Origin of the sequence: Lactiplantibacillus daoliensis (assembly GCF_005405005.1) — a bacterium.
GTDB lineage: Bacteria > Bacillota > Bacilli > Lactobacillales > Lactobacillaceae > Lactiplantibacillus > Lactiplantibacillus daoliensis.
In genome coordinates this window covers 124022-141687 of record NZ_BJDH01000004.1, presented here as the reverse complement: position 1 = coordinate 141687, position 17666 = coordinate 124022, and the positions used below count along the sequence as shown (strand labels likewise).

At 43.7% G+C, this 17666-nt stretch carries 18 protein-coding genes; 17 read left to right on the top strand and 1 reads right to left on the bottom strand.

The features are described 5' to 3' along the window. Window positions 1-5: 5 nt before the first annotated feature. The 12 genes from budA to lepA all read left to right on the top strand — a co-directional run bounded on the left by budA (window position 6) and on the right by lepA (window position 13797). A complete protein-coding gene (budA, locus tag FFM64_RS06505; RefSeq protein ID WP_137607203.1) occupies window positions 6-716 on the top strand; it encodes an acetolactate decarboxylase in 711 nt (236 codons plus the stop codon). A gap of 153 nt (window positions 717-869) precedes the next feature. Continuing rightward, on the top strand, window positions 870-1913 hold the full coding sequence (gene hrcA, locus FFM64_RS06500; RefSeq protein WP_137607329.1) for a heat-inducible transcriptional repressor HrcA: 1044 nt from the start codon (window positions 870-872) through the stop codon (window positions 1911-1913). 20 nt (window positions 1914-1933) lie between these two features. Beyond that, window positions 1934-2521, top strand: coding sequence for a nucleotide exchange factor GrpE (gene grpE, locus FFM64_RS06495; protein WP_379859051.1), 588 nt, complete (start codon window positions 1934-1936; stop codon window positions 2519-2521). A 39-nt stretch (window positions 2522-2560) separates the two neighbouring features. Further along, window positions 2561-4429 (top strand): molecular chaperone DnaK, encoded by a 1869-nt coding sequence (gene dnaK, locus FFM64_RS06490; RefSeq protein WP_137607201.1) that lies wholly within the window; start codon window positions 2561-2563, stop codon window positions 4427-4429. Between the two features lie 104 nt (window positions 4430-4533). Then, entirely contained in the window at window positions 4534-5679 is a 1146-nt protein-coding gene (gene dnaJ, locus FFM64_RS06485) for a molecular chaperone DnaJ (RefSeq protein ID WP_137607200.1), read from the top strand. Between the two features lie 410 nt (window positions 5680-6089). After that, the gene (locus FFM64_RS06480) at window positions 6090-7295 is read left to right on the top strand and encodes a serine hydrolase domain-containing protein (protein WP_137607199.1); all 1206 of its coding nucleotides are present in this window, start codon (window positions 6090-6092) and stop codon (window positions 7293-7295) included. 37 nt (window positions 7296-7332) lie between these two features. Then, window positions 7333-7482 (top strand): teichoic acid D-Ala incorporation-associated protein DltX, encoded by a 150-nt coding sequence (locus tag FFM64_RS06475; RefSeq protein WP_137607198.1) that lies wholly within the window; start codon window positions 7333-7335, stop codon window positions 7480-7482. Window positions 7483-7521: 39 nt separating this feature from the next. Beyond that, complete coding sequence (dltA, locus tag FFM64_RS06470; protein WP_137607197.1) at window positions 7522-9048, top strand: D-alanine--poly(phosphoribitol) ligase subunit DltA; 1527 nt, start codon at window positions 7522-7524, stop codon at window positions 9046-9048. Continuing rightward, window positions 9045-10259: a D-alanyl-lipoteichoic acid biosynthesis protein DltB gene (gene dltB, locus FFM64_RS06465; RefSeq protein WP_137607196.1), complete on the top strand. Its 1215-nt coding sequence runs from the start codon at window positions 9045-9047 to the stop codon at window positions 10257-10259. Before dltA ends, dltB begins: the two co-directional genes overlap by 4 nt. 25 nt (window positions 10260-10284) lie before the next feature. Next, entirely contained in the window at window positions 10285-10527 is a 243-nt protein-coding gene (gene dltC, locus FFM64_RS06460) for a D-alanine--poly(phosphoribitol) ligase subunit DltC (protein WP_130843307.1), read from the top strand. Next, a complete protein-coding gene (gene dltD, locus FFM64_RS06455) occupies window positions 10524-11810 on the top strand; it encodes a D-alanyl-lipoteichoic acid biosynthesis protein DltD (protein WP_137607195.1) in 1287 nt (428 codons plus the stop codon). Before dltC ends, dltD begins: the two co-directional genes overlap by 4 nt. Before the next feature lie 151 nt (window positions 11811-11961). Continuing rightward, window positions 11962-13797, top strand: coding sequence for a translation elongation factor 4 (lepA, locus tag FFM64_RS06450; RefSeq protein WP_137607194.1), 1836 nt, complete (start codon window positions 11962-11964; stop codon window positions 13795-13797). A gap of 134 nt (window positions 13798-13931) precedes the next feature. On the opposite strand, the gene FFM64_RS06445 is transcribed toward lepA, so the two are convergent. After that, the gene (locus FFM64_RS06445) at window positions 13932-14222 is read right to left on the bottom strand and encodes a hypothetical protein (RefSeq protein WP_137607193.1); all 291 of its coding nucleotides are present in this window, start codon (window positions 14220-14222) and stop codon (window positions 13932-13934) included. A 256-nt stretch (window positions 14223-14478) separates the two neighbouring features. Here FFM64_RS06445 and FFM64_RS06440 point away from each other — a divergent pair, with 256 nt between their 5' ends. From FFM64_RS06440 to FFM64_RS06420, 5 genes are all read left to right on the top strand, one after another. Then, window positions 14479-14763, top strand: coding sequence for a hypothetical protein (locus FFM64_RS06440; RefSeq protein ID WP_137607192.1), 285 nt, complete (start codon window positions 14479-14481; stop codon window positions 14761-14763). A gap of 37 nt (window positions 14764-14800) precedes the next feature. Then, on the top strand, window positions 14801-15421 hold the full coding sequence (locus tag FFM64_RS06435) for a DNA-3-methyladenine glycosylase (protein ID WP_137607191.1): 621 nt from the start codon (window positions 14801-14803) through the stop codon (window positions 15419-15421). Between the two features lie 97 nt (window positions 15422-15518). After that, on the top strand, window positions 15519-16469 hold the full coding sequence (gene prmA / locus FFM64_RS06430; RefSeq protein WP_137607190.1) for a 50S ribosomal protein L11 methyltransferase: 951 nt from the start codon (window positions 15519-15521) through the stop codon (window positions 16467-16469). 15 nt (window positions 16470-16484) lie between these two features. Further along, a complete protein-coding gene (locus tag FFM64_RS06425; protein ID WP_137607189.1) occupies window positions 16485-17237 on the top strand; it encodes a 16S rRNA (uracil(1498)-N(3))-methyltransferase in 753 nt (250 codons plus the stop codon). 69 nt (window positions 17238-17306) lie between these two features. Then, window positions 17307-17645 carry a hypothetical protein gene (locus tag FFM64_RS06420; RefSeq protein WP_137607188.1) on the top strand — a complete coding sequence of 113 codons (339 nt, stop codon included), beginning with the start codon at window positions 17307-17309 and terminating at the stop codon, window positions 17643-17645. Window positions 17646-17666: the final 21 nt, after the last annotated feature.

Below are 17666 nucleotides of genomic sequence, written 5' to 3'. Positions count from 1 at the left end.
CAAAAATGGATACAAGCAAAATTTTCCAACATGGGACGTTAGGACTATTAGTTCCAGGTCTATATGACGGCACGATTACCGCTGGCGAGCTATTAGCTCATGGCGATACTGGGATTGGGACCTTGGACGGTTTAAATGGTGAAGTCATTATTTTGAACGGTCATGCTTACCAGGCCCGTGAAGACGGCCAGGTGCGTGAGATTGCTGCCACCGAAACCTTACCATTCGCATCGGTTCACTTCGAGGCCCCACAACAGGCGACTACAGTGAGTCAGTTAGATATGGCTGATTTTCAGCGTCAGGTCGCCACTGACTTTCAACTGATGAATGTTTTCGCAGCAGTACGCGTGGACGGGATGTTTAAGCGTGTTAAAACACGGGTGGCACCACACCAAACTAAGCCTTATAAGACCTTAGTGGCTGCGACGGCGACCCAACCAGAATTTGAGGGGACTGCTGTCGAAGGCACAATTATTGGTTATTTTGCGCCGCATTTGTTCCAAGGTGCGACGGTCGGTGGGTTCCATTTGCATTTCTTGAGTACAGATCACCAACTCGGCGGTCACTTATTGGACTTTGAGATTGATCAAGCGAAATTAAGCGTGCAAAAGTTTGCCGATTTTCAAGTGCATTTGCCAATTGACAATGCCGATTACTTGGCTGAAAAATTTGATAATGACACCATTGATTCGGCCATTAACAAGGCTGAACGCTAGTTTGCTGGTCCAGGGAATTTGTTCCTTGGACTTTTTTAGCACTCGGCTAATTATTTTGCTAAAATACTTTGTCTTTCCTTGACTTTAGGGTTAGGGGTTGTTATATTAGTACTTGTGTTAGCACTCCATTAAGTTAAGTGCTAAAAAGAGGTGATGATCACGTTAACTGAACGACAAAGCCTAATTTTGAAGGCAATTGTCCGTGACTATACCGAAGGCGGTTCCCCAGTTGGGTCCAAATCGTTAGTCCAAGAGTTACCAATGAAGGTTAGCTCTGCGACCATTCGTAATGAAATGGCGCGGCTCGAGGATTTGGGATTAATCGTCAAAACGCATTTGTCTTCCGGTCGAATTCCATCAATTAAGGGTTATCGTTATTATGTTGATCATATTTTGACCCCTGAAAAAGTGGACAATCGCGACTTGAAGGTCATCCAACATTCGTTGGGTGGTGAATTTCATAAAATCGATGAGATCGTGGCGCAATCGGCGGATATCTTATCTCAATTGACAAGTTATACCACTTTTACGTTGCGGCCGGAATTGAAGGACAGTCGGCTCAGCGGTTTTCGTTTAGTGCCACTTGGCAATCATCAAGTGATGGCCATTCTGGTGACAAATAACGGTGACGTTGAGAACCAAACGTTCACGATTCCGAATGATCTTTCCGGTGATGAGTTAGAACCCGTGGTCCGGTTTATTGATGATCAATTGATTGGTCTGCCGTTACAAGACGTGCTGGCAAAATTACAGCAAGAAATTCCATTGAAGTTGGCGCAGTATTTGCAAGATCCCGATGGTTTCCTAGCGATTTTTGGCAGTGTATTGTCCAAGGCAGCTTCTGAACGATTCTATGTGGGTGGTAAGTTGAATCTCTTTAACTACACTAGCCTACAAGATCCAAAGGAAATGCGATCATTGTATTCATTACTTGATCAAACGGATAACTTAGCCAATGTTATTGGCACACCGGGGCAGCACATCCAAGTGCGTATCGGTAATGAAATTACCAACGACCTCTTGAAAGACTACAGTTTGATCACCGCGACTTACGACGTCGATCAGCATGGGCAAGGCATCATTGCGTTGCTTGGGCCGACTGCTATGCCGTATTCACGGATGATTGGTCTGATGGGTGCGTTTCAACGTGAACTGGCCCGCAAATTGCTAGATTATTACCGGTACTTTGACGAGTGACGGACAGGGAGATGAAATCATTGGCAAAAAAACCAACAAGTGCTACTGAACCAACTGAAAGTGCAGCTAGTCAAACTGCCACTTCTGCCGCTGATTCAGCGACGAAGAAATCAGCAGGCAAGGCTAAAAAGGCTGCACCGAAAGTTGATCCTCGCGAGGCGCAAATTGCCGATTTGAAACAACAATTAGATGCAAAAGATGATCAATTGTTGCGCGCGCAAGCCGAATTGGTCAATATGCAAAATCGCTTCAAAAAGGAACAAGCTTCGATCATCAAGTATGATGGTCAGGCGTTGGCGAAAGACGTGTTGCCAGTGTTGGATAACTTGGAACGCGCTTTAGCCGCAGATGCTACGGATGAAACTGCTAATCAGTTGAAGAAGGGTGTCGAAATGGTCTATGGCCATTTGCAAGAAGCCTTGAAGAAGCACAGTGTCACCGAAGTTCCAGCTGACGGTGTAACCTTTGATCCAAATGTTCACCAGGCCGTACAAACGGTTCCTGCTGACAAAGATCATCCGGCTGAAACCGTGGTGCAGGTTTTGCAAAAAGGTTACCTATTCAAAGACCGAACCCTACGTCCAGCAATGGTCGTTGTGGCTCAGTAATTAATTAAAAAATAAATTTAAAAAGAGGTTTGTTAATTTATGGCAAGTAATAAAATTATCGGGATTGACCTCGGGACGACTAACTCTGCAGTTGCCGTACTCGAAGGTAGCGAACCAAAGATTATTACCACTCCAGAAGGTGGCCGGACGGTTCCTTCAGTTGTGGCTTTCAAAGATGGCGAAACTCAAGTTGGTGAAGTTGCCAAACGGCAAGCAATCACTAACCCTAACACGGTTGCTTCAATCAAGCGTCACATGGGTGAAGCAGGCTACAAAGTTAATATTGAAGGCAAAGATTATACACCACAACAAATTTCTGCAATGATTTTACAGTACATCAAAGGATTTGCTGAAGATTACTTGGGCGATACCGTTGAAAAAGCGGTTGTTACCGTGCCTGCATACTTCAACGATGCTCAACGTCAAGCTACTAAAGATGCTGGTAAGATTGCTGGCTTAAACATTGAACGGATTATCAACGAACCAACAGCTGCTGCGTTAGCTTATGGTTTGGATAAAACCGACAAAGATGAAAAAATCTTAGTTTATGACCTTGGTGGTGGGACTTTTGATGTTTCCATCTTGGAATTAGGCGACGGTGTGTTTGAAGTCTTATCAACCAACGGGGATACTCATCTTGGTGGTGATGACTTTGACCAAAAGATCATTGACTGGTTAGTTGCCGGCTTCAAAGCTGACAATGGTGTCGACTTGTCACAAGACAAGATGGCCTTACAACGGTTAAAGGATGCTGCTGAAAAAGCTAAGAAGGATCTTTCAGGGGTTTCTGAAGCAAATATCAGCTTGCCATTTATTTCTGCTGGCGCTAATGGTCCATTACATTTGGAACAAAGTTTAACTCGTGCCAAGTTCAATGAATTAACGGCAGACTTAGTTGAAAAGACTCGGATTCCAGTTGAGAATGCCTTGAAGGATGCCAACTTACAAGCTTCTGACTTGGATGTTGTGATCTTAAACGGTGGCTCAACTCGGATTCCAGCCGTTCAAGAAGCCGTTGAAAAGTGGACGGGTAAAGAATCAAACCATTCAATTAACCCAGATGAAGCCGTTGCTTTAGGTGCCGCTGTTCAAGGTGGGGTCATCACTGGTGATGTTAAGGATGTTGTCCTCTTGGATGTCACCCCATTATCACTTGGGATTGAAACCATGGGTGGTGTCTTCACTAAGTTGATCGATCGTAATACGACGATTCCTACTAGCAAGTCACAAGTCTTCTCGACGGCTGCGGATAATCAACCAGCTGTTGATATTCACGTCTTACAAGGTGAACGGCCAATGGCTGCTGACAACAAGACGTTGGGTCGTTTCCAACTGACTGATATTCCTGCTGCTCCTCGTGGTGTTCCTCAAATCGAAGTTAAGTTCGATATTGATAAGAACGGGATCGTGAACGTTTCTGCTAAGGATATGGGCACGAACAAAGAACAAAAGATCACCATCAAGAGTTCATCGGGTCTTTCTGACGAAGAAATTGATCAAATGGTCAAGGAAGCCAAAGAAAACGAAGATGCTGATAAGAAACGTAAGGAAGAAGTCGACTTGAAGAATGAAGTTGACCAATTGATCTTTACGACTGATAAGACGCTCAAGGAACTTAAAGGTAAGGTTTCTGACGAAGAAGTCAAGAAAGCACAAGATGCTCGTGATGCTTTGAAGAAAGCTCAAGATGACAACAACGTTGAAGAAATGAAAGCCAAGAAAGACGACTTGAACAAGATCGTTCAAGATTTATCAGTTAAACTCTATCAACAAACGCAACAAGCACAAGGCGATGCTAAAGGTGCCACCGATGCTGCTGGTGCAGATGCTAAGGGTGATGCTAAAGACGATGACAATACCGTCGATGGCGACTTCGAAGACTTAGATAAAGATAAGGATAAGAAGTAAAATTTACCGGTTGGATCAAAAAGCCAAGGCCGCGCGGCTTTGGCTTTTTGCGTCAACTATGCTAGTATTGATGAGACTTTATTAAGGATCATTAGGAGGTTACAATGGCAGAACAAGATTTATATAAGGTTCTGGGTGTTGCAAAAGATGCCAGTCAGGATGAAATTAAAAAAGCTTACCGGAAGCTTTCAAAAAAGTACCATCCCGATTTGAACCATGAACCTGGCGCGGAAGATAAGTTTAAAGCGGTCAATGAAGCGTACGAAACATTAGGTGATCCGCAAAAACGGGCGCAATATGATCAATTCGGTTCAACTGGTGGTCAACAACAAGGCTTCGGCGGCGGTGCTGGTGGCTTTGGCGGTCAAGACTTCGGTGGTTTTGGCGGCGGTGGCTTCGAAGATATTTTCAGTTCGTTCTTTGGTGGTGCTGGCGGAGGTGGTCGTCGGCCAAATCCGACGGCACCTCAACAGGGCCGTGATTTACAATATGAAATGACACTGAAATTTGAAGATGCGATTTTCGGAAAAAAGACCAACATTACGTATAATCGTGAAGAACAATGTGAAACTTGTCACGGTTCAGGTGCCAAACCTGGCACGTCACCAGTCACTTGTTCGAAATGTCATGGGAGTGGCTATATTCAAGTTCAAACGAATACCCCACTTGGTCGCATGATGAGTCAACAAGTCTGTGATGTTTGTCATGGAACTGGTAAGGAAATCAAAGATAAGTGTGCTACTTGTGGCGGTTCCGGTCATACGGAACAAAGTCACTCCATTAAAGTAACGGTGCCAGCTGGGGTTGAAGAAGGCCAACAAATGCGCCTTCAAAACCAAGGTGAAGCCGGAGCAAATGGTGGCCCTTACGGTGATTTGTTTATTATTTTCCGAGTTGAACCTAGTGATGAGTTTGAACGAGACGGTGCGACGATTTACTTTAAGTTGCCGATTGACTTCGTACAAGCGGCCTTGGGTGATGAAGTCGCCGTTAAAACGGTCCATGGTGATGTTAAATTGAAGATTCCAGCTGGGACACAAACCGGCACAACCTTCCGCTTACGTGGTAAGGGTGCTCCTCGTTTACGTGGCAACGGGAATGGTGACGAACGAGTCACAGTTTCAATTCAAACCCCAACAAAATTAAATAAAGGTCAAAAAGAAGCTTTGAAGACTTTTGCCAAAGCCAGCGGTAAATCAGTTGCCGGTAATGGGAAGAGTTCACTATTCGATAAACTTCGTGGCGTCTAAAGCGATTTTGAGACATGTCTGGGCAACTAGGCATGTCTTTTTTATTTTCATGTGAACGAATCCGTATCAGACTGCGTAAAGGCGACTGACTTGGTTTATTAACTGAACTGCCTGGCAGTCATTTTTTTAATAAACGGTTTCGATATATTATAACTATAATATTGTCGGTGCTAGACTTAATTAAGGAGGTGAACCAATGGGATTCAATCACAGTAGTGGGGGCAATTCAACGGTAATGTTACAAAATCGTTACAGGCGAGTCATTTGGCAGTGCGAACGTGCAGACTTTTATGGTTTTCAAGTGCAAACCACGAATAAACGGCATCGCTTGGTAAACTATTCCTTGAACTTAACGTACCGCTAGTCGGTGATGTTGTGTGGTAAATTGACTGACGGGGAAGCTGATAATTGTGAAACAATGGAAATTAGGATTAGTTATGTTGGCAGGTATCGTTTTAATCGGCGCGGGGGTCGGTTATCGGCACTATGAACAACATCAAGCGGCGGTTGTGCTGCAAAAAAAGCAGGCAGCTACTAAACGTGCTAAAGCTTCGAAACGAGCAGCGCGCGTCAAACGTGAAACAGTCAAAAAGCGCAAGCTGGCTGAAAAAATTAACGCTGATCCATTCAGCAAGACGGAATCAACGAACCAACAGATTACGTCAATGTTAGATGCTGATCAATTTGTTGGGACGGCTTTAGTCGTTAAAGACAACAAAGTGATTTATCAAAAGGGTTTTGGGTATGCGGACTATGCGAAAAAGGTCAAGAATGGGCCACATTCAATGTTTCAGATTTTGTCGATTCAAAAGTCTCTGACCGCAGCAGGCATTATGCAGCTCGTTCAGGCTGGCAAAATCAAACTATCTGATAAGTTGTCGAAATATTATCCAAGCATTACACATGGTGATGATATTACGATTCGGATGATGCTAGATATGTCAACTGGATTGCAGTTGAAAAAGGCACCTGAAACGGCGCTTCCTGAAAATCAAGTTGTCAATTTTGCGGTCACGAATGCGACGTATAATTCAAAAATACATGGTACCTTTAATTATGCCCCTGTTAACTTTTTATTGTTGGCGGGAATTATTCGTCAGCAGAGTGGGGTATCTTACAAGCAGTATTTCAAAAAGCATTTTATCCAAAAACTAAATTTGCAAGAAACGGGTTTTGTTACGGATAAGCTTAGTGAAAATGCTACTAAGGGTTATTTTGCAACTAAAACCCAAGTTAATGCAGACTATACGCCAGAGGCAACGGAGTCTAGAGCCCAAATGACTTATGAATTAGGCACTGGACAAATATTTATGAGTGCTAGTGATTTATTTAAGAGTGAGGCAGCCATCTTAAAAGGACGCCTATTGTCAAAGGCAAACGTTGATATCTTGCATACGCGTTCGGCGACCGGTCCCTATGCTGGCGGCCTCTATCGAATTAGTTCTAAGACACTTCGCTTACATGGTGTTGGTTATGGTCAAGAATCGGCCGTGATGATCTCTAATGATGGTAAGAATGGCGTGGTCTTGTTGTCAAACTATGGGCGTCAAGCACTAAATATGCCAGGGACGACGAGCAAGATTTATGAAGAAATGATGCAGGGGAACTTGAACTAAAAAATTTCATTAGAATTGATCTTTAGGAGGTGACTGCATGTTTGCAAAATTGAAGGTTTGGTTTCATCGACCAGTAGTTCAATTTATTTCATTGACAGTATTTTATTTTGCTATCATGTTGGCGCTGGTTTACCTTTATGGTTACAGTGGTATTAACCAAGCGAAGTTTATTTATAATGAATTTTAACTGGGAAGGCAATAACGATCTTTTTGGGGGAAATGACTAATGATCAAAAATATGATTGCAACAATTGATGATTTTGCACGGACTCAACCAGAAAAGGTAGTCTACGATGTGCAGGGTGTAAAACACACTTACGCCGATTTAAAACGATATTCAGACGCGTTAGCAGCGCACTTAGATACGCTGGATTTGGCAGCCGATGCGCCGATAATTGTTTTCGGCGGGCAAACTTTTGAAATGATTGCGACCTTCTTAGGGATTGTGAAATCCGGTCGCGCCTACATTCCGATTGATACACATTCGCCAAATGAACGTTTAACGATGATTAATGAAATTGCCAAGCCGGCTGCCGTCATTGCGGTCGCTGACTTACCAACGGGTGTTGGCACGACGCCAGTCATTACACCTGATCAATTGGATGCCATTTTCAAAACAACCGTGGCTTACCAAGTAGATCATGCGGTGAATGGCGATGATAATTACTATATTATTTTTACGTCTGGAACGACGGGTAAACCAAAAGGGGTTCAGATCAGTCACGACAACTTAATTAGTTACGTGAACTGGATGTTGAGCGATGATTTCGGCTTACCTGCACAACCAAACGCGTTATCACAACCACCATATTCATTTGATTTATCAGTGATGGATGTTTATCCAACATTGGCAGCTGGTGGGACGCTCTATGCACTACCAAAGGCCGTAACTGATGACTTTAAGCAATTATTTGCGGCGCTACCGACGCTCCCAATTAACGTGTGGGTTTCAACGCCTTCATTTATGGATATTTGTTTGCTTGAACCTAAGTTTAATGCCGAAAACTTACCATCATTGACCCACTTCTTATTCTGTGGGGAAGAATTGACGCATAAAACGGCAGCGACTTTAAAGCAACGTTTCCCAGCAGCTCGGATTTTCAACACTTATGGCCCAACGGAAACCTGTGTCGCAGTCACGCAAATTGAGATTACGGATGCAGCCTTAGCAAAATTTGATCGGTTGCCAATTGGTTATGCGAAGGCCGATACGCAAATGGTCGTTGTTGATGAAAACGGCGAACCAGTCCCAACTGGAACTGAGGGCGAGTTGATCATTGCTGGTCCAAGTGTTTCAAAGGGGTATCTCAATAATCCTGAAAAGACAGCCAAAGCATTCTTTGAATTAGATGGCCAACGCGCTTATCATTCTGGTGATATTGGTACGATGGACGCTGACGGCTTGTTCCGTTACCGTGGTCGTGTCGATTTCCAAATTAAGATGCATGGTTATCGAATTGAGCTAGAAGAAGTTGATCATTTCTTGGGTCAACAGCAACATATTAAACAAGCGGTAGCCGTACCGAAGTACAATAAAGAGCATAAAGTAACCCAAATGATCGCTTACGTGGTGCCAAAGCCGAATGAATTTGAAACGGACTTTGCCTTGACCACGGCAATCAAAAAAGATTTACAAGGAATGATGATGGAATATATGATTCCTCAGCGTTTCGTCTATCAAGAAAGCTTGCCATTGACGCCTAACGGCAAAATTGATGTCAAGTCGATTATGAAAGAGGTTAATCCGGAATGATGTCATTTGATCCATACGGTAACCCAACGTACTTCATCTTACTTTTCATTGCTCTGTTACCGTTAATGATTGGATTACTTTACGGCCACCGTTCACACATTTATGAATCAATCATCTCATTTGTCTTCCTGCTGCTGACCTTTGGTGGGCCAAAATGGAAGACTGGGATCGCATTGATTATTTACCTGGTCTACCAAATCTGTTTGGTTTGGTTGTACTCGAAATACCGTCAGCGGGCAGATTCAGCTAACAAGGGCTGGGTCTTCGTGGTGAGTGTGATTTTAGCGATTATTCCATTAGCAGTTGTTAAAATCACGCCTGCTGTTGCTCATGGCGCCAGTTCGATTATTGGATTCTTAGGAATTTCTTATTTAACCTTTAAGGTTGTACAGACTATCATGGAAACGCGTGATGGTGTGATTAAAGAATTCCATCCAATTTTATTTGGACAGTTCTTACTATTCTTCCCAACGATTTCTTCGGGACCAATTGACCGTTATCGGCGTTTCGTCAAGGATTACGATAGTGTGCCAACGCGTGCGAAGTACTTGGATCTGATGGAAAAAGGGGTTCGTTACATTTTTCTGGGGTTCTTGTATAAGTTCTTATTGGCTTATATCTTTGGGACAGTAATGTTGCCAACGGTTGAACATGCGGCTTTGCAAGCACATGGGATTTCTTGGGCACTGCTAGGAGTCATGTATACTTACAGTATGGATCTGTTCTTTGACTTTGCGGGTTACAGTTTGTTTGCAGTTGGGGTCAGTTACCTGATGGGTGTTGAAACCCCAATGAACTTTAATCAACCATTTAAGTCAAAGAATATCAAAGACTTCTGGAATCGTTGGCACATGACGTTATCTTTCTGGTTCCGTGATTTCATCTACATGCGCTTGGTCTTCTTTATGATGAAGCACAAGTGGTTCAAGAGCCGGATTACCACGGCCAACGTCGCCTATGTCATTAACATGTTGATCATGGGGTTCTGGCATGGCGAGACTTGGTACTACATCGTCTATGGGTTATTCCATGGTTTTGCGATGGTGATCAACGATTCGTGGTTACGATACAAGAAGAAGCATCAGGCCCAGATTCCGCATAACAAGTTTACAGAATACTTCGCCATCTTCTTAACGTTTAACGTGGTTTGTTTCAGTTTCTTAATTTTCTCAGGATTCTTGAACACGCTGTGGTTCGTGCCACGGCATTAAAAAATAAATTAATAAAAAGGAAGTTATTATTATGGATGAAACACAATCAACAGTCTTATCAATTTTACAGGATTTAACCGGGGAAGACGTTTCTAGCAACATGGACACGAACTTATTTGATGAAGGTATCTTAGACTCAATGGGTTCCGTACAACTCTTATTGGAATTACAAAACCAATTAGGTATCGAAGTGCCTGTCTCAGAATTCGAACGGTCAGAATGGGACACACCTGCTAAAATCGTTGCTAAGGTCGAGAGCATGCAATGAGTGTTCCAAAACGCCTTTTTAAGATTTTTGGGCCAATTATATTGGTAGCTATCTTATTATTGGCCGTACTGCTCTCGCCATTCTCGTTCGGATTAAATCATGTCTCCAAAACGACAGAGAAAAAGGCGGCAGTCTCACTGTCACCGAATGTCTTAAAAGGCCGCCTCGTTAAACGTCAAGCGTTAGATGACGGTTACGTGCCGTTCTTTGGGTCGTCCGAATGGTCACGATTTGATCCAATGCATCCGTCAGTGTTGGCAGATAAGTATCAACGTAATTATCGGCCATTCTTATTGGGGGCGCGTGGGACACAATCGCTGACCCAATACTTCGTGATGCAATCGGTAAAAAAGCAGTTAACTAATAAGAAGGCTGTCTTTGTAATTTCACCTCAATGGTTTGTGCCACATGGGACGCGTAAGGATGCGTTTGCGTACTATTACTCACCTTTGCAGACGACTGACTGGTTACAGACGGAACAGAATACCGAAATGGACCGCTATGCGGCTAAGCGTTTGTTAGAAATGCCATCCGGATCTTCCGATAAAGTGTTGGCAAATGCTTTGACGCGTGTCGCTGCTGGTTTAAAGCCAACGAGTTCACAACGAGCTTATATCAACTATAAAGCGCGGATGCTTGGTAGCGAAGATGAATTCTTTTCAAAATTCGGGATTTCGGGTAAGAATCTTGGTAAAGTTGATCATGCTGAATCGCAATTGCCTGCCAATTATAATTATGCTAATTTGGATAAATTGGCTGGTAACATTGGTAAGCAACAGACAACGTCTAACAGTTTGGAAATTAGCAACACTTTCTGGAAGACGCAGTTGCGGCGGAACTATAAGCACTTGAAAAACTCGCAAACCAAACTTGATTATACGAAGTCACCAGAATTTTCTGACTTCCAATTGGTTTTAAATCAATTTGCCAAGAATCATACAGATGTGATGTTTGTGATTCCACCAATCAATCAGAAGTGGGCCAATTATACAGGCCTATCAATGCCGATGATTGCGCAGTTTGACAAAAAGATTCGCTATCAGTTGGCGAGTCAAGGGTTCAATAATGTGATTGATTTGTCAGAAGATGGCGATCAAGATTATTTCATGACCGATACGATTCATTTAGGCTGGCGTGGCTGGTTAGCTGTTGATCAACAGCTCAATCCGTTTTTGAGTAAGAAATCAATGACTAAACCACAATATCACTTGAATGATGAGTTCTACACGAAGCGTTGGCAACAACTCAATCCTAAAAACTTAAAAGCTTTTGAACAACAATAAGCTGTTTTGTAATCCTGACCAATCTTGGTTGGGATTATTTTTTTGCCGCGATTTTGTCGTTCGGTGCTTCAATTATCGGAAAAATTGTGATTGTGCAGCTTAGTTGGTATAATTGTCTGGACTAGGAATTAGTAAGAAAGTAGGAAAATAAATGGATAAAGCGACAATGCAAGATCGGCAAAAACATATCCGGAATTTTTCAATCGTCGCCCACATTGATCATGGTAAATCAACGTTGGCGGATCGGATTCTTGAATTGACGGATACCATCTCGAAACGTGAGATGCAGGACCAAGTGCTGGATTCAATGGATTTGGAACGTGAACGTGGGATTACCATCAAGTTAAATGCGGTTGAACTGCATTATACGGCTAAAGATGGCGAAACCTATATTTTCCATCTGATTGACACTCCTGGACACGTGGACTTCACCTATGAGGTCTCACGTAGCCTGGCAGCCTGTGAAGGTGCCATTCTGGTCGTTGATGCGGCGCAAGGGGTAGAAGCGCAGACACTCGCTAATGTCTACCTTGCAATTGATGATGATCTAGAAATCGTGCCGGTCATCAATAAAATTGATTTACCATCTGCGGAACCCGAAAAGGTTCGACAAGAAATTGAAGATGATATTGGGATTGATGCCTCAGATGCGGTCTTAGCCTCTGCGAAGGCGGGAATTGGGATCGAAGAATTACTTGAACAAGTCGTGCATAAGGTTCCAGCGCCAACTGGTGACTTGGATGCACCGTTGAAGGCGTTAGTCTTTGACTCAATTTATGATGACTATCGTGGGGTCGTTTTGAGCGTTCGGGTACACGAAGGCATTGTTCGACCTGGTGATAAGATCAAGTTAATGAACAGTGGCAGTACTTACGACGTCACTGAAGTGGGGGTCAACTCCCCCAAGCCCATTGCGCGTGACTATTTGATGGCGGGCGACGTTGGTTATATTACAGCTAGTATCAAGGATATTCAGGATACGCGAGTCGGGGATACGGTGACTAACGCTGCCAACCCTGCCGAAAAGGCGCTGGCCGGCTATCGTGAAATGAATCCAATGGTTTACGCTGGGATCTATCCAACTGATAATGCCAAATTTACCGATTTGCGTGAAGCATTGGAAAAACTCAAGTTGAATGATGCGGCCTTGGAATTTGAAGCCGAATCGTCACAGGCGTTAGGATTTGGGTTCCGCTGTGGCTTCTTAGGGCTGTTGCACATGGATGTGATCCAAGAGCGGCTGGAACGAGAATTCAATCTGGAATTGATTACCACGGCGCCATCAGTTACTTACCACGTGTTGATGACTGATGGTACGGAAAAAGATGTTGAAAATCCGGCGGAAATGCCAGAAGCATCCTCGTTAAAAGAAATTCGTGAACCTTACGTCAAAGCTCAGATCATGGTGCCTAATGAATACGTTGGCGCAGTCATGGAGTTGGCACAGCGTAAACGTGGTGAATTTGATACGATGGCTTATCTGGATAATAACCGGGTCAACGTGGTCTATCATATTCCATTGTCAGAAATCATTTTTGACTTCTTTGATAAATTGAAGTCAAATACCCGTGGTTATGCGTCATTAGATTATGATTTAGATGGCTACCGTGCGAGTGATTTGGTCAAAATTGATATCTTGCTGAATGGTGATAAGGTCGATGCGTTGAGTTTTATTTCTCATCGGGACTTTGCGCCGGCGCGTGGTCGTGAAATTGCCTCGAAACTAAAGACAATTATTCCACGGCAAAACTTTGAAATTCCAGTTCAAGCAACGATTGGCGCTAAGGTCATTGCCCGGACAAATATCAAAGCTTATCGGAAAGATGTGACGGCTCACCTTTATGGTGGGGACCGCACTCGACGGATGAAGTTACTTGAAAAGCAAAAGGTTGGGAAGAAACGTATGAAAGCCGTTGGTCGGGTGGAAATTCCGCAAGAAGCTTTCATGGCAGTTCTGAAAACCGACGAAGACGAAAAGCCGTCGTAATAGGGCTTTTCGTCAGTGGGGTGCATTTGCCACACTAATTTGATAACAGTCAAAAAGGGATTAATCGCAAAAACGCGGTTAATCCCTTTTTGAGTAGAACAAATAGCTTCTGATTAACTAGTTGTAGCTACCAATTATCCCCAGTTAGTGGGCATATAAGGTAACTGTAACAGGCCGTCAGTGGCAGGATCGGTGTTACCGATGGTTTTTAAATGCCATTGACCCTGGTCATCTTTAGTCGCAACGACTTTTTTTCGTTTGCCTTCGGTATTTTTGTAGAAGCAATTTTCACTATCTGCGCCGATTTCTCGAGCGAGTACTTGGTTCGAGATGATATAGCCATCGGCGGTTTGAAAACGTTCGATTTGGTCAACACTCGTTAATTCAGCGTGACCACGTTGGTGAATTTTTTCGATTAATATCATAACAATTATCCCCTTGTAAAAGATCAGTTTCCTAACTGCAAATAGTTTATCATAATTAAATTAGTAATCGAGTGATTCGGCCAGGATTTAATTAAATATCAGGAAATAAAGTCGAATTGTTGCCTAACCGGTGGCGAATTGGTACAATTAGCGTTTAAAATCTGTTATAATATCTTTCAGAACTAACGGAGCGGGGCTTAATTAATTAAGTTCTTAAATAAAATCAATTTCACTTAGTGAAGGAGAGATCAACGACATGTTAAAGCGCACGAAACAGTATTTGCGATCGATAAACTATGATTACGATAAAACGTATATTCGACCGCTAATGGTTCCCGACAGCGTTTACGTGTTGAAATTCGGTAAGGACCATCGAAATAATCGCGTGGTCGTGAAGTATAGTCACACTTGGACTGGACGCGTTAAAATTAATGAGATTGCCTTACGACTGCACAAGCAGAAGCATCCTCGAATTTTTAAGCACGAAGCAGATATGCTTAAGTATCTAAATAAACGTTTGACCAGAAAGGCGGCTGATTAGCCGCTTTTTTAATATCTAGCGAAGGGAGTCAAGTGACATGCAAATTGGTGACTTTTTAACCAACCTACCCACGCAACAGATTGCCGCCAGCTTATTAGGTCAGAGATTGGTGTATCAGGCAGAAGACGGCCCAATTAGTGCCTGGATTACTGAAACAGAAGCCTATTTGGGAACTCAGGATGCGGGTGCCCATGCATTCAAAAATCATCAAACAAAACGTAATCAAGCACTTTGGCAAGCTGCTGGGACGATTTACATTTATCAGATGCGTACTCAATTTTTATTAAATCTAGTCACCCAAGCCGTAGGAGTGCCAGAGTGTGTCCTAATCCGAGGCATTGAGCCAGCTAGTGGTCTTGTTCAAATGCAGATGAATCGGCCGGTACCGCTCAGTAATTTGACGACTGGTCCGGGTAAACTAATGCAGGCACTGGGACTTGATAAAACGTTGAACGGGCGCCCACTATCACCAGAAACTTTGACCATTGATTTTTCATCGGCTCGAACGCCCAAACAAATTGGTCACAGTGCTCGAATTGGTATTTTAAACAAAGCGGATTGGAGCACGGCGCCATTACGATATTATGTGGTCGGCAACCCGTTTGTGTCTCAAATCCACAAGCGAGATATTGATACGGTCCACCACGGTTGGCGGTAATCGGCTTGTCAATCGCGTTATCGGTCCCTTTTTGCGTCAAACACTGATTTATTGGTAGAATAAGACTAATTAAACTTTCTCTAGGAGGAAACGACTCATGAAATGGACAGAAGTAACGGTCAGTACCTCAAATGAAGCGGTTGAGGCTGTTTCGAATATCTTAATGGAATCTGGTGCCAGTGGTGTGAAAATTGACGATGCCCTAGATTATCAAAATCTAAAGCCAGATCGGTATGGTGAAATTATCGATTTAGCGACTATTCCACACATTACCAAGGGTGCACAGATTTCGGCGTATTATCCAGAAACGATTTTTGTCCCAGAAATTGTGCCAACCATCAAACAACGGGTGGCACAACTAACTGATTTCGGCTTGAATCCAGCTCCTGGTGAGGTCAGCATGGCTGACTTATCCGACGAAAACTGGGCGACAGCGTGGAAGAAGTACTATCATCCAGTACGGGTGACGCGCTATCTGACCATTGTGCCAAGTTGGGAAAATTACCAACCAACGCAACCAGGTGAATTAGTGCTCAAACTAGATCCTGGCATGGCATTTGGAACGGGGACGCATCCGACGACCAAGTTGTCACTACAGGGCTTGGAAACGGTCATCAACGGTGGTGAACATTTGATTGATGTTGGGACTGGTTCTGGTATTTTGAGTATTGCGGCTAAAGCGATGGGCGTCGGCCAAGTTGAAGCTTATGATTTGGATGACGTGGCCGTCAAGTCTGCTCAAGCCAACCTTGACTTAAATCCAGTTGCAGCTGACATTAAGATTGCAGCGAATGATTTACTCAAGGGAATTCATACCCAGGCTGATATTATTGTGGCCAACATTCTGGCGGAAATTATTATCCCATTAGTTCCGCAAGCTAAAGCAAATCTCAAGCGTGGCGGGTATTTTATTACTTCAGGAATTATCGATGACAAGTTTCAAGGAGTACTTGATGCTATTAAGGGCGCAGGTTTCCAAATTACACAGCACACTCAAATGGGCGACTGGCACAGTATTGTGGCCTATCTCCCAACGGATGCAGATTAACGGAGGACGACGCGTATGCAACGGTATTTTTTAACGGCGTCAGCGCCAACAACGATTGGCGAGCAATTTAAGTTAACCGGTGAGAGTGTTCATCATTGGCTTAAAGTCATGCGGGCACAAGTTGGGGATGAGGCTGAATTTGTGACGGCCAATCAACAAGTTGTCATTGGCAAACTGTTGAGCAGTACAGCGATTGACGCCCAAGTTGAAGTGGTGCGGGTCAGTTCGCCTCAGGTGGAATTACCGCTTAAAGTTGTGATTGCTTGTGGCGTTTCCAAGGGTGATAAAACGGAACAAATCGTCCAACGGGGCACGGAACTTGGGGCTGCTGAATTTGTCTTTTTCGACAGTCAATACGCGGTTGCCAAGTGGGCTGAAAACAAGCGTGATCGTAAGTTAGCTCGTTTGGCTAAAATTGCTCATGCGGCGGCGGAACAGTCTCATCGCACGGTTGTGCCAACTGTGTCGTATCAGCCTAGTTTGACCAAGTTAGTTCAAACCGTGCCATATGATACTGGGATCGTGGCCTGGGAAGAATCAGCGAAGCAAGGCGAAAGTAGTCAGTTAGTCCAATCATTGAACAAAATGGCTATCGGTCAACGTTTGTTAGCTGTTTTTGGTCCCGAAGGTGGGTTGACGATGACCGAAGTGAGTGACTTAGCTCAAGCAGGGGTCGTAGCGGCCGGTTTAGGACCACGAATTATGCGCGCAGAAACCGCGCCAATGTACCTACTTAGCGCGGTTTCTTTTTCGCAAGAATTAGTGTAATTTAAGCGTTGGTGGTGTACAATAAATAATCATAGTCATTAAGCATTTAAGTGTAAGTGAGGGATTAGTTTGACGGAGAAATTTCGTAAATTTAACGGCCAGTATTGGCTAGTTGCAATCCTAGTTGGGGTCGTTTTACCTTGGCTCTTAAAGTTATTGAGTGTCAGCCGGTTTCATCAAATCGTCTGGTTACTATTTTGTTTTGACTTTATCGTGGCCATGATCATTGGTTGGCAAATTCGTCGAACGGCTCGTACGGGCTGGTTAGTCTGGTTGCTACCAATATTTTGTTTACTTGGTCTCTATCTATTTTTCCCACAGTACGTCTACTATTTGGCGTTAGTCGATTTAGGCTTGTCGTACTTAGCTTACGGGATGGCCGCACCTCGTGAAGCACAACGGGATTAGCGGTAAGCAAGGCACGTTCAT